Origin of the sequence: Shinella sp. NM-101, assembly GCF_021401195.1 — a bacterium.
Classification (GTDB): domain Bacteria; phylum Pseudomonadota; class Alphaproteobacteria; order Rhizobiales; family Rhizobiaceae; genus Shinella.
In genome coordinates this window covers 613,816-626,579 of the sequence record NZ_JACBFT010000002.1, presented here as the reverse complement: position 1 = coordinate 626,579, position 12,764 = coordinate 613,816, and the positions used below count along the sequence as shown (strand labels likewise).

The following is a 12,764-nucleotide window of genomic DNA, read 5'->3' as shown; positions in this document are numbered from 1 at the left end:
GTGCGTTTTTCATGCGCCGTCGGACGAGGGAAAGCCTGGAGGAAACCATGGCTCCCCAATTCATGCGCGCGGCCCCGCCGGGCCGGCTTCTGTTGCTGACGGCCATCCTGCTCGTCTCCTATCTCTGCGTCGCGATCTCGCTGCCCATCGTTCCCGTCTTCGTCACGGGCTCGCTTGGCCTCGGCAATGTCTGGGCCGGGCTCGGCGTCGGCAGCGCCTTCCTGTCCACGATCCTGACGCGCGCCCATGCCGGCCGGCTTGCCGACGGCCGCGGCGCCAAGACCGCCGTCGCGCGGGGCCTTGTCTTCTACATCGCGGGCGCGCTGGCTTCGCTCGCCGCCGGCCTCTTGCCCGGCCAGCCCCTGGCCGCCTTCGCCATTCTCCTCGCCGGCCGCCTGCTTCTCGGCCTCGGCGAAAGCCTCGTCGCCGTCGGCGTCATCGCCTGGGGCGTCGGCATCGTCGGCCCTGCCAATTCGGGCCGCGTGCTGGCGATGGTCGGCGCGGCCATGTACGGCGCGCTCGCCATCGGCGGGCCGCTCGGCCTTGCGCTGCTCCAGTCGGTCGGCTTTGCCGGGGCGATGACGATCAGCGCCCTCCTGCCGGCGCTCGGCCTGCTGGCCATCTGGCGCATCCCGGCCGTCGCGCCCCATCCCGAACAGGAAAGGCCCTCGTTCCGCAACGTGATCAACCGCATCTGGCTGCACGGCACGATCATCTGCCTGCAGGGCATCGGCTTTGCCGCCATCGGCGCGTTCTTCGCCCTCTATTTCCGCGACCAGCACTGGAGCCATGCCGGCCTCGGCCTCACGGCCTTCGGCAGCGGCTTCGTGCTGATGCGCATCTTCTTCGGCCACCTGCCGGACCGCATCGGCGGCCTGCCGGTGGCGATCGGCTCGCTCGCCGTCGAGGCCGCCGGCCAGATGCTCATCTGGAGCGCGAACGATCCCACGCTCGCCCTCGTCGGCGCGTTCCTCACCGGCATCGGCTGCTCGATGATCTTTCCCTCGCTCGGGCGGGAGGTCGTGCATCGCGTGCCGCCGCATCTGCGCGGCACGGCGCTCGGCGGCTTCTCGGCCTTCCAGGACGCCGCCTATGGCCTCACCGGCCCCTTTGCTGGGCTGCTCGCCGACCATGCCGGCTATGACAGCGTCTTCCTCATCGGCGGCATCGCGGCGGCGGCGGGCTTCGTGATCGCGCTGTCGCTCAGGCGCAAAAGCCTCGCGGCCGCCGCATAGCAATCCACGGATGCGTGAAGATCGCCCGCGCGGACAGCCTTCGCGCGGGCGGAAAACCGGCACCCGCCCTTTCTTCGCCCGCAAAGCTTGCACAATATGGAAACAGATGACACACGCCCTCACCATCCCGTTCGAACCAGCCGCAGAAGGACGCCGACCGCCATGACCCAGACCCTGATCCGCGGACGCCTGCTCTCCTTCCTCCGCCGCCCTGAAGCCATCGACGACGCCGCAAGCTACCGCTACGAGGAGGACGGCGGCCTGCTGGTCGCCGACGGCAGGATCCTCGCCTCCGGCCCCTATGCCGCCGTCAGCGCCGAAGCCGCCGGGGATGCCGAGGAGATCGACCACCGCCCCCATCTCATCCTGCCGGGGCTCATAGACACGCACCTGCATTTCCCGCAGATGCAGGTGATCGGCTCCTATGCCGCCAACCTCCTGGAATGGCTGAACACCTACACCTTCCCCGAGGAATGCCGCTTCGTCGAGAGCGAGCACGCCGCCCGCATCGCCCGCCATTTCTACGACGAGATGATCCGCCACGGCACGACGACGGCGGTCGCCTACTGTTCCGTGCACAAGGCCTCGGCCGACGCCTATTTCGCCGAGGCGCTGAAGCGCGGCATGCGCATGATCGGCGGCAAGGTGATGATGGACCGCAACGCCCCGCAGGGCCTGCTCGACACGCCGCAAATGGGCTATGACGAGACCCGCGCGGTGATCGCCGAATGGCACGGCAAGGGCCGCAACCACGTCGCCATCACCCCGCGCTTCGCCATCACCTCGACGCCGGCGCAGATGGAAATGACCGCCGCGCTCGCCCGCGAGTTCCCGGACCTGCACATCCAGACCCATCTTTCGGAGAATCACGACGAGATCCGCTTCACCGGCGAGCTCTACCCGGACGCCATCGACTATACGGATGTCTATGCGAAATACGGCCTGCTCGGGCCGAAAAGCCTCTTCGGCCACTGCATCCATCTTTCCGAGCGCGAGGCGGATGCGATGAGCGAGGCGGGCGCGGTGGCGGTGCATTGCCCGACCTCCAACCTCTTCCTCGGCTCCGGCCTCTTCCCGCTGAAGAGCCTGTCGCGGCGGGAAAAGCCCGTGCGCATCGGCGTCGCCACCGATGTCGGCGGCGGCACGAGCTATTCCATGCTGAAGACGATGGACGAGGCCTACAAGATCCAGCAATTGCTCGGCGAGCGGCTGAACCCCTACGAGAGCTTCTACCACATGACCCTCGGCAATGCCGAAGCGCTCTCGCTGGCGGACCGCATCGGCACGCTGGAGGCCGGCACCGACGCCGATTTCGTGGTGCTCGACGCCGCCGCGACGCCGGCCATGGCGCTGAAGATGGAAGTGGTGCGCTCGCTCACCGACGAGCTCTTCCTGCTCCAGACCCTCGGCGACGACCGCGCCGTGCGCGAGACCTATGTGGCCGGCAGGCCGATGAAGGCGATGCTTTGAGATAAGGAGCGGCCGCTCCCCAGCTTACGGACAAGCTCGCCTCACCACTGCCGTCATCCTCGGCCTCGTGCCGAGGATCTGCCGATGCATTGTAAGATCGAGACGTTGCAGATGCTCGGGACAAGCCCGAGCATGACGAAAGAGAGGCTTTCACGCTATTTCGACAGTCGGGGGATCAGTCGCAAAGCGACCGTCCTCAAGCACGTCAGGGCCGCTCGACGATGAACGGCGTGTCGAAGAAGTATTCCTCAAGGTTCACACCGCCGCCGAGGCGGTCGACGACGATGAAGTCGCTGGTGGCGCCGACCGTCATCAGCGGGTGGTGCCAGACGTTGCGGCGGTAGTTCACGCCCTGCCGCCCGCCGGCGCGGAACACCTGCGGCCGGCCCGGCCTGCCGCCCTCGTCCTCCGCCACGATCACCAGCCAGGGCCGGTCGTCGATCGGCGAGAAGCTCTGGCTGCCGAAGGGGTGGCGCTCCATCATGTCGACGGCATAGGGGAAGCTTCGCGGGCTGCCGCGGAAGATGTTGATGATGACCTTCGCATCCTCGCCGACGGCTTCGGCCTCGGCGAGCGCATGGTAGCGCTCGGTGTTGCCGCCGTTGATATGGCGCATGGCGGCGGGATCGGCCTCGATCACCGTGCCGAACGGGGCGAAGGCTTCAGGAGTCAGCGGGCGGATCGTCAGTGTCTCAGCCATCGGACAGCCCTCCCGGGGAGAGGAAGGGCGGTCGTGGGTCGTCGGGCATTTTCAATCTCCGGGGAGCAGAGCAGTCAATCTCAGGAGCGCGATGCGCTCCACCTGGGCTTTCGCCGTCTGGAATTCCTTCTCGGCGGTGTTGCCGATGCGGGCCTCGAAGGCGGCGAGGATGTCGTCCTTGGTAAGCCCTTTCACCGCGATGATGAAGGGGAAACCGAATTTTTCCGTATAGGCGGTGTTGAGCTCCGTGAAGCGGGCGTGCTCGGCCGGGCTCAGCCGGTCGAGGCCGGCGCCGGCCTGTTCCTTGCGGCTGTCCTCCGTCAGTTCGCCGGAAATGGCGAGCTTGCCGGCAAGATCGGGATGCGCGGTGAGAACGCCCATCTGTTCGTCGCGGCTCGCCTTGCGGAAGGCATCGGTCAACGCCGCATGGACGCCCTGCGCGGTCAACGGCAGGGTGACCGCACCGGCATCGAGCGCGCTCTCGGCGATGAAGGGGGAATGCTCGAAGACGCCACCGAAGCGGTCGAGGAAGTCGGCGCGGTCGATCATGCGGTCTTGTCCTTCGAGGGGTGGTGATGCTCGATCCAGTGGCGGGCGATGTCGATGCGGCGCGGGATCCAGACCTTCTCGTGGCCGAGCACGTAGTCGACGAAGCGGGCGAGCGCCGCGACGCGGCCCGGGCGGCCGACGAGGCGGCAGTGCAGGCCGATGTTCAGCATCTTCGGGCTGCCTTCCTTGCCCTCCTGGTAGAGCACGTCGAAGGCGTCCTTCAGGTAGTTGAAGAACTGGTCGCCGGCATTGAAGCCCTGCGGCGTGGCGAAACGCATGTCGTTCGTTTCGAGCGTGTAGGGAATGATGAGGAAGGGCTCGCCGTCGACGCCCGGCACCCAGTAGGGCAGGTCGTCGGCGTAGGAATCGGAGGAATAGACGAAGCCGCCCTCCTCCATCACGAGCCGCAGCGTGTTGGACGACGGCTTGCCCTGGTACATGCCGAGCGGATGCGAGCCGGTCAGTTCCTTGTGCAGGCGCACGGCCTCGCGGATGTGCTCGCGCTCCTGCTCCTCGGAGAAGTCCTTGTATTCCAGCCAGCGATAGCCGTGGCTGGCGATCTCCCAGCCGGCTTCCTTCATGGCCGCGACGGCTTCCGGGTTGCGCGCCATGGCGAGCGTCACGCCGTAGACGGTCGTGGTGACGTTGCGGCTGGTGAAGAGCCGGTGCAGCCGCCAGAAGCCGGCGCGCGAGCCGTATTCGTAGATCGATTCCATGTTGAGGTTGCGCTGGCCTTGCCAGGGCTGCGCGCCGACGATTTCCGACAACAGGCATTCCGACGCCGCGTCGCCGTCGAGGATGCAGCTTTCGCCGCCCTCCTCGTAATTCACGACGAACTGCACGGCGATATTCGCATCGCCCGGCCAGCGCACCTGCGGCGGGTTGCGGCCGTAGCCGATCAGGTCGCGCGCATAGGTTTTCTCAGTCATTCGCTCACCTCGGGAATGGGCCACCCTAGCACCGGATGGCCGGAAGTCGAATTGAATCCGGGGCATAGATAGCCCCGTAGTGAGGAACCATTACCGCCTTGGCCCGTTTCCTGTCCATGACAACCAAGGAGAAACACTTATGGCCATGCAGGATGCAAACATTCGCGAAACCCAGGATCTGATCGCCAGCGACAAGGTCGAGGGCACGAACGTCTACGGCGCCGACGGCGAGCGCATCGGCTCGGTCGAACGCCTGATCCTCGACAAGCGGAGCGGCCACGTTTCCTATGCCGTCCTCAGCTTTGGCGGCTTCCTCGGCATCGGCCAGGACCATTATCCGCTGCCCTGGGCCAAGCTGAGCTATGACGAAGGCCTCGGCGGCTATCGCGTGGACGTGACGAAGGAACAGGTCGAAAACGCCCCGCACTACGAAAGTGACGCCGAATACGATTGGGACCGCCGCAACGGCAAGGCGATCCACGACTACTACGGTGTTCCCCCCTACTGGATGTAAGGCGTTTCACACCCGTCCGGCTTCCTCGAAGTGTGCCGGAACGGTGAAAGAGGGCGGCACGTCGAGCGTGCCGCCCTTTATTTCGTCGAGGACGGCACGGGCGAGCTCGTGCGCAAGCCCGAAGCTCACCTTGAAGCCGCCCGTCATCAGGCTGATATTCGCGTGCTCGGGATGCCGCCCGACCATCGGTTCGCGGCCGATCGCCTTGGGCCTGAGGCCAGCCCACCGCTCGACCACCGGAGCATCCGCAAGCGCCGGCGCCATGCGGCGCGCTCTCTCGACAAGCGCGTCCAGAAGCCCGTCGGTGCCCGTCGCATCGGCGAAATCGGTCTCGCTGGTGCTGCCGACGGCAACGAAGCCGGCCTCGTGCGGCACGATGTAGAGACCGTCGGCGAAGATCACCGGAAGAGCCGGGTCGATGGACGCCCGCAGCAGGGCCGCCTGCCCCTTCACCCCCATGCCGGAGGGCCTGGCGAGCGGTGGCCCGAGCGGCGCGACGAGGGCAAAGGTCTCCACGCCGGCCGCAAGAACGCAGTTGCCGAAGGCAAGGCTGCTCCCGTCATCCAGACGGGCAACGGCGGCGGCAGGATCGAGCGCCGCGATGCCGGTGCCTTCGACGATCGTGGCGTTGGGCAGGCGCGCAAGCGCGGCGCGCAGCGCAGCAAGAAGCGCGCGGGGAGCAAGGCGGGCCGAAAGTTGTTCCCGGACGAGCCCGCATTCCGTCGCCTCTTCTGAGGGCCAGCCTGCGACGGGCGCGGCATCGAGAACCTCGAAGGCGAAGGCGTGTTCACCGGCGTTCCACACCGAAAGCGCATCGCGCGCATGGCCGAGCGCAATGGCGCGGTTGTGCGGCCTTGCCAGCGGAATGTGGCGGCCGGCGCGTCGATAACCGGTGGAAAGCCCGGTCTCGTCCTCCAGCACGGCGACTTCCTCCTCCAGCGAAACAAGCGCGTCGAACTGGAATGCCTTCTTGGCGTTCCAGCGATCCGGCAGGTGGGGCATCAGGGCGCCGAGCAGGCCGCCGCTGGCGCCGGCCCCGATGCGGCTTCTTTCGAGGAGGCGCACGGAAAGCCCCTCCCGTGCTGCGCGGAGCGCGGTCCACAGGCCCATGACCCCGCCGCCCGCGACAAGGAGGTCGACGGCCGGTTGACCGGCGGCCTTCGCGCGATTATCGGCATCTGCCATGGCTGATCACAATCCTGAAAACCCGATCCGGACCGAAGCGATCCTCGACTGGCACGAGGGCGATATGCCCTATTCCCGCGCCTTTGACGATCACTTTTATTGTCGCAGCGACGGCCGCCTGGAATGCGCCCATGTCTTCCTCGCCGGCAACGACCTGCCGCGCCGGTGGCAGCGCCAGGCGCCGTTCCGCATCGCCGAGCTCGGCTTCGGCACCGGCCTCAATCTGGCGGAGACCTGGCGGCAATGGCGGGAGACGGCGCCGGAGGGCGCGAGCCTCCACTTCACCTCCTTCGAGCGCTTTCCCATGGCGCGCGCCGACATCGCCCGGGCGCTGGCGCACTGGCCGGAAATCGACCGGGAGCGCGCGATCCTGTCCGCCGCATGGCCGGACGCGCCGGCGGGCCGCGTCGAGATCGACCTCGAACCCGGCATGCGCCTTACCGTCGTCTGCGGCGCGGCGCTCGACAGCCTCTTGAGCGAACAGGAGCCGTTCGACGCCTGGTATCTCGACGGCTTTGCCCCCTCGCGCAATCCGGACATGTGGTCGGCCGAACTGATGGCGGAGGTCCATCGCCTGACCCTTCCGGGCGGGCGCTTCGCCACCTATGCGGCCGCAGGCTTCGTGCGGCGCAATCTTGCGGCGGCGGGCTTTTCGGTGGAACGCCGGCCGGGCTTTGCCGGCAAGCGCGAAATGCTCTGCGGGGAAAGGCCGCCGGCCTAGGTGCTCAGTGAAGCTTGCCCTTGGAGGCGGATGCGGGCGCGCGCTTCAGCCAGCGGTCGATCTTTTCCTCCAGCTTCTCGGCGCTGATCGGCTTCGTCAGGTAATCGTCCATGCCAGAAGCGAGGCATTCCTCGCGGTCGCCGTCCAGCACATGCGCGGTCACGGCGACGATCGGCACGCGGCGGCCCGTGCCGCTTTCCAGTTCGCGGATCTTCCGGCTTGCCTGCAGGCCGTCCATGACGGGCATTGAAATATCCATGAGGATCATGCCGGGACGGCGCATGCGGAAGGCCTCGACGGCCGCTTCGCCGTTCTCCACGATCTGGAAGCGCAGGCCCGACGCCATCAGCATCTGGGTGAAGAGGATCGTGTTGACCTCGTTGTCCTCGGCGACCAGCACGTCCAGCGACCCGCCTTCTTCCGCGGGCGCCGCCGCCTGCGGGCGCAGCGGCAGGACATTGTCCTCCTTCGCGGCCGGAGCGGAAGACGGCGCCGCGCCCCGCGCCACGCGCAGGACCTCGCAGACCGTCTCGCGCAGGAGGTCGGCGCGGACGGGCTTCATCAGATGGGCCTGGACGTCGTGCGAGGACAGCAGCGGATCCTCGGCGGAAAGGTTCATGGAGGCGAGCACGATCACGGAAATGCCGGCGATCGAGGCGCTTTCCCGCAACGATCGCACGAAGGCGGGCGACCGCTCCGGCTCGTAGTCGAGCAGGATCGCGTCCACGCACACCTTCATGTCCGCGGCCGCGGCGAGCACCGCCAGCGCCTCGGCCTCGGAGCCGACGGCGGTCGCGTCGTATCCCCAGTCGAGCAGCATGTCATGCGCGGCCTTGCGGGAAAGCGCGTGCGCGTCGACGACGAGAATGCGCGCGCCGGCCGCCTTCGCCGGCGCGATGCGGGCCGGCAGCGCGGCAGCGGCGAGCGCCATGGGCAGGCGCACCGTGAAGACGGACCCCTTGCCGACCTCGCTCTCCGCCTCCAGCGTGCCGCCGAAAAGGCGCGTCAGCCCTTCGGTGATGGCAAGGCCGAGGCCGGTGCCCTCGTGGCGGCGCGTCGAGGAGGCATCCACCTGCGAGAACTTCTCGAAGATCGAGTCCATCTTTTCGGGCGGGATGCCGGCGCCGGTATCCTCGACGCGGATGACGATCTCGACACCATCCCCGGTCGTCCGCGAGGAGAGGTCGATCAGCACATGGCCGCGGTCGGTGAACTTGACGGCATTGCCGACGAGATTGGTGACGATCTGCCGGAAGCGGCCGGCATCGCCCATGACAGAGGCCGGCATGCCCGCCGCCCCGCGCACGACGAGCTCGATGTCCTTTTCCGCCGCCTTTGCCGAAAGAAGCGTCGCCACGTCCTCGATCGCCTCGACCGGATTGAAGGCGACGTCGCGCAGGATCATCTGGCCGGCGTCGATCTTGGAGAAGTCGAGGATGTCGTTGATGATCGTCAGCAGCGCATTGCCGGACTTCACCATGATGTCGATGAAGGTCTTCTGGCGGGTATCGAGGTTCGATTTCGCGAGCAGTTCCGCCATGCCGAGCACGCCGTTCATCGGCGTGCGGATCTCGTGGCTCATGTTGGCAAGGAATTCCGACTTGGCCTTGTCGGCCGTCTCGGCGCGGGTGACGAGCCGGCGCAGTTCGTCCTCGCGGCTCTTCAGGTCCGTGATGTCGGAAAAGACCAGGACGCTGCGGCCGCGCCGCGTCGGCGTCACGTCGAGGCGCAGCCAGCGGCTGTAGCCGCTGAACACCGTCAACGAGGCCGGCAAACCGGTGAAAAGGATGGCCCCGAATTCGTCGGCCGCGACGGGCCGCTCGCCGAGATACCCGGAAATGCCCCGGTCGATGCAGCTCTGCAGCACATGCTTGACGGGCGTGCCGGGCCGCAGGAGTTCACGCGGCATGGCGATCATGGTGGAAAGCGCCTCGTTGGAGAGCACCACCGCATCGTCCTCGATGATCAGCAGGCCCTGGCTCATGGAGGAGACCGCGTCCTTGAGCAGGCTGCCGACCTCTTCCAGCGCGGTACGCGTCTCCAGCACCTCGCGTTCGCGCTCGCGCCGCTCCGTGATGTCGATATAGGTGAGCAGGCAGCGGCCGCCGGAGATCGCGCAGCCGGCCTCGATCACCGTCCGGCCGGTGGTATAGGTCACCTCGCGCACCGGCGTCTCGCCCGCGCGGATGCCGGCCAGATACCCCGCATGGCCGCCCGGATTGGGGCTGCCGTCCCAGCATATTCCGCCCTGCGCCTCCTGGAAGCGCAGGAGTTCGACGATGGGGCGGCCCTTCATCGGCAGCAGGGTACCACCCCACAGCTCCTCGAAGGCGCCGTTGACCAGCTCGATCGTGTCGTCCTCCTCGACGACGACGATCCCGACGGGAAGCGACTCCACGATGCTTTCCAGATCCGACCGCGCGGCTTCCCCCTGGCGCTGCGCCTCGATGAGCTGGTCCTCGCGCTTCTTCAGCACCGTCGTGTCGGTGAGCGAGCCGATCAGGTATCTTTTGTCGTCCAGCGTCGTGACGCGATAAAGCCGCGAGATCGTCGGCAGCACCGAGCCGTCCGCGCGGATATAGTCGATCTCGGATTCGAACAGTTCGCCGGTATCCAGCACGAGCTGGTTCTGCTGGTGGAATTCCTCTCCCTGCTTGGGATACATGTGGCGCGTGGTGACGCCGAGCAGGTCTTCCGGCGGCCGGCCCGTCATCTCGACATAGGCCCGGTTGGCGAAGATCATGCGCTGGTCCTCGTCACGCATGAAGCTTGCGACCGGCAACTCGTCGAGCAGCGCGCGATAGAGGCTGATCTCCTGCGAATGCTGCTTCAGCCGGCCTTCGCTCTCCTTGAGGGCGGTGACGTCCAGCCGCAGCACGACGAGCACGCCGTCCGGTCGGCGCTGCGTGACGAGGCGGCTCCAGTCGCCCGCCATGCGCGTCACCGATTCGTAGAGCGGCAGGTCGTAGCAGGCGAGCCGGGCGGCGACCCAGGGCGCACGCTCGGCTGCCGGTAGGCGCCCGACCTCCAGGTCGTGCAGGGCCTCGGTGATCGTGGCGAGGCTGACCGGACCGTCCGCGAGATCGCCGACGAGCACCCGGTAGAAATCCCGCATGTTGGGATTGGCATAGCACAGCCGGTTGTCCGCACCGAAAACGGCAACCCCCGCCCCCATCGCGTCGAGCGCGTCTTCGACATGCTCGGCCGCACGCGTCCTGCCGGGATCGGTCTCCGCGCCCGCCGTCCTCTGGAGGGTATCGGCATTCGCATTGGCGGCCAGACGGACCGCCGCCGCATCAACGCAAGGCGTGAAGAAGCCGACGAGGATGGAAAGCGTCGGGGAGATCCGCTCGCGCTTCAAGGATATTTCGAAACTGCCGCCGAAGGGATGCAGGTAACGGGCGCGCTCGGGATGGCCGAAGATCAGGCAGCGCCGTTCCGGATCATCCCGGTCGCTGTGGCCGGGCGCCTCGCCGACCTCGTCGCTGCGCAGGCCGATCATCTCCGCCGGGGCATGGCCGAACAGCAACGCATAGGCATCGTTCACCGCCAGATAGCGCAATTCGCTGCTCTTGACGTAGGCCGGATGCGGGTGCTCGCGAACGCGCGCACAGGCCGCCACCAGCAATTCGTCCTGAGATTCAGCCACGCCAGGCGCTCCCCAAAGCGGCAAGGAAGGAGGGATTCATACCCCTCGGGGAGTATCACCAATCCTTGAACGGATGGTTAACACTTCGTTGCCGGAACTGAAGGTGCCTGGCGCTTATCCGGTGAGGGCGCTTGCCTGTCGCAAATGACGGGACATGGCGCCCCGGGATGTGCGACAAGAACGCGAAGGCAAACCAGACCAGGGCTGCGCTGCATATGGGTGACGTGATCAAGCTCGAAAATCGCCAATCGACCGGCGCCGCGGGCGAAACGCCCGTCGAAAGGCGGCGGCACAGCGGGCGCGCCGCCGAGCATGGTCCCCGCGCACCGGCGACCTCGAAATACCTCAACCTCGTCAACGCCACCGCAAGGTCCGCCGTGCTGTCGGAGGATGCCTTGGAAGCCGTGCACCAGGCCTCCCTGACGATCCTCGAGGAAATCGGCATGGACATCATCCTGCCGGAGGCGCGCGACCGCATGAAGGCGGCCGGGGCGGAGGTGACGCCGGGCACCGACCGTGTGCGCTTCGACCGCGGCCTCATCATGGAGATGCTCGCCTCGGTCCCCCCGCGCTTCACCATGCACGCCCGCAACCCCGTGCGGAACGTGGAGATCGGCGGCGACAACCTCGTCTTCGCCCAGGTCGCCTCGGCCCCCTTCGTCGCGGACCGCGACGGCGGGCGCCGGGCCGGCAACCGGGAGGATTTCCGCAAGCTCGTCAAGCTCGCCCAGTGCTACGACATCGTCCACACGACGGGCGGCTACCCGGTCGAGCCGGTCGACATCCCCGCCCCGGTGCGCCATCTCGACTGCCTGTCCGACCTCGTGAAGCTGACGGACAAGGTTTTCCACGTCTATTCGCTCGGCCGCCAGCGCAACCGCGACGGCATCGAGATCGCCCGCATCGGCCGCGGCATCTCGATGGAGCAGATGGAGCGCGAGCCCTCGCTTTTCACCATCATCAACACCTCCTCGCCGCTGCGCCTCGACGCGCCGATGCTCCAGGGCATCATCGAGATGTCCGCACGGGGCCAGGTCGTGGTGGTGACGCCCTTCACGCTGGCCGGCGCCATGGCGCCCGTAACGATCGCCGGCGCGCTGGTGCAGCAGAATGCCGAGGCGCTGGCGGGCATCGCCTTCACGCAGATGGTGCGCAGGGGCGCGCCGGTCATGTATGGCGGCTTCACCTCCAATATCGACATGAAGACGGGCGCACCGGCCTTCGGCACGCCGGAATACATGAAGGCTGTCGTCGCCGGCGGCCAGCTCGCCCGCAAGTACGACATCCCCTACCGGACTTCCAACACCAACGCCTCCAACACGCTGGACGCACAGGCCGCCTACGAATCCGCCTTCTCCCTCTGGGCGCTGACCCAGGGCGGGGGCAATTTCATCATGCATTCGGCCGGCTGGACGGAGGGCGGGCTGACGGCTTCCTTCGAGAAATTCATCCTCGACGTCGACATGCTGCAGATGGTGGCGGAATACCTCGCGCCGCTCGACGTGAGCGCGGACGCCCTCGGCCTGGAAGCGATGCGCGACGTCGGCCCCGGCGGCCACTTCTTCGGCACGCCGCACACGCTGGCGCGCTACGAGACGGCCTTCTATTCACCGATCCTCTCCGACTGGCGCAACTTCGAGGCATGGTCCGAAGCCGGCCGGCCGACGACCTACGACCACGCCAACCGGATCTTCAAGGAAAAGCTCAACGCCTACGAAAGGCCGCCGCTCGACCCTGCGGTCGAGGACGAACTGGATGCGTTCGTCGCAAGACGCAAGGAAGAGGGCGGCGCTCCGGCACACCTTTAGAAGA

At 67.1% G+C, this 12,764-nt stretch carries 10 protein-coding genes; 5 read left to right on the top strand and 5 right to left on the bottom strand.

Annotated elements, in window-relative coordinates; translation table 11 throughout:
- The first annotated feature begins 47 nt into the window (after window positions 1-47).
- Both L0976_RS06800 and guaD read left to right on the top strand, forming a co-directional pair.
- Window positions 48-1,235, top strand: a complete 1,188-nt coding sequence (locus tag L0976_RS06800; RefSeq protein ID WP_234186626.1) for an MFS transporter — start codon at window positions 48-50, stop codon at window positions 1,233-1,235.
- Window positions 1,236-1,397: 162 nt separating this feature from the next.
- Complete coding sequence (gene guaD / locus L0976_RS06795; RefSeq protein ID WP_234186625.1) at window positions 1,398-2,705, top strand: guanine deaminase; 1,308 nt, start codon at window positions 1,398-1,400, stop codon at window positions 2,703-2,705.
- Between the two features lie 205 nt (window positions 2,706-2,910).
- On the opposite strand, the gene L0976_RS06790 is transcribed toward guaD, so the two are convergent.
- From L0976_RS06790 to puuE, 3 genes are read right to left on the bottom strand one after another with little or no spacing between them, the layout of a single operon-like run.
- Window positions 2,911-3,405, bottom strand: coding sequence for an ureidoglycolate lyase (locus tag L0976_RS06790; RefSeq protein WP_234186624.1), 495 nt, complete (start codon window positions 3,403-3,405; stop codon window positions 2,911-2,913).
- 51 nt (window positions 3,406-3,456) lie between these two features.
- Window positions 3,457-3,954: a 2-oxo-4-hydroxy-4-carboxy-5-ureidoimidazoline decarboxylase gene (gene uraD, locus L0976_RS06785; protein WP_234186623.1), complete on the bottom strand. Its 498-nt coding sequence runs from the start codon at window positions 3,952-3,954 to the stop codon at window positions 3,457-3,459.
- Complete coding sequence (gene puuE, locus L0976_RS06780; RefSeq protein WP_234186622.1) at window positions 3,951-4,883, bottom strand: allantoinase PuuE; 933 nt, start codon at window positions 4,881-4,883, stop codon at window positions 3,951-3,953. The genes uraD and puuE overlap by 4 nt, the downstream gene beginning before the upstream one ends.
- A gap of 139 nt (window positions 4,884-5,022) precedes the next feature.
- Between puuE and L0976_RS06775 the strand changes: the two genes are divergently transcribed.
- Complete coding sequence (locus L0976_RS06775) at window positions 5,023-5,397, top strand: PRC-barrel domain-containing protein (protein ID WP_233290776.1); 375 nt, start codon at window positions 5,023-5,025, stop codon at window positions 5,395-5,397.
- A gap of 6 nt (window positions 5,398-5,403) precedes the next feature.
- Here the strand turns inward: L0976_RS06775 and L0976_RS06770 are convergent, their stop codons facing one another.
- Entirely contained in the window at window positions 5,404-6,582 is a 1,179-nt protein-coding gene (locus tag L0976_RS06770; RefSeq protein WP_234186621.1) for an FAD-binding oxidoreductase, read from the bottom strand.
- Here L0976_RS06770 and mnmD point away from each other — a divergent pair.
- On the top strand, window positions 6,581-7,303 hold the full coding sequence (gene mnmD / locus L0976_RS06765; protein WP_234186620.1) for a tRNA (5-methylaminomethyl-2-thiouridine)(34)-methyltransferase MnmD: 723 nt from the start codon (window positions 6,581-6,583) through the stop codon (window positions 7,301-7,303). The two genes, L0976_RS06770 and mnmD, sit on opposite strands and share 2 nt — an antisense overlap.
- Before the next feature lie 4 nt (window positions 7,304-7,307).
- Here mnmD and L0976_RS06760 read toward each other — a convergent pair whose 3' ends face one another.
- Complete coding sequence (locus L0976_RS06760; RefSeq protein ID WP_234186619.1) at window positions 7,308-10,952, bottom strand: PAS-domain containing protein; 3,645 nt, start codon at window positions 10,950-10,952, stop codon at window positions 7,308-7,310.
- Between the two features lie 215 nt (window positions 10,953-11,167).
- On the opposite strand from L0976_RS06760, the gene L0976_RS06755 reads away from it, so the two are divergent.
- Window positions 11,168-12,760 carry a trimethylamine methyltransferase family protein gene (locus L0976_RS06755; protein WP_234186695.1) on the top strand — a complete coding sequence of 531 codons (1,593 nt, stop codon included), beginning with the start codon at window positions 11,168-11,170 and terminating at the stop codon, window positions 12,758-12,760.
- The last annotated feature ends 4 nt before the right edge of the window (window positions 12,761-12,764 follow it).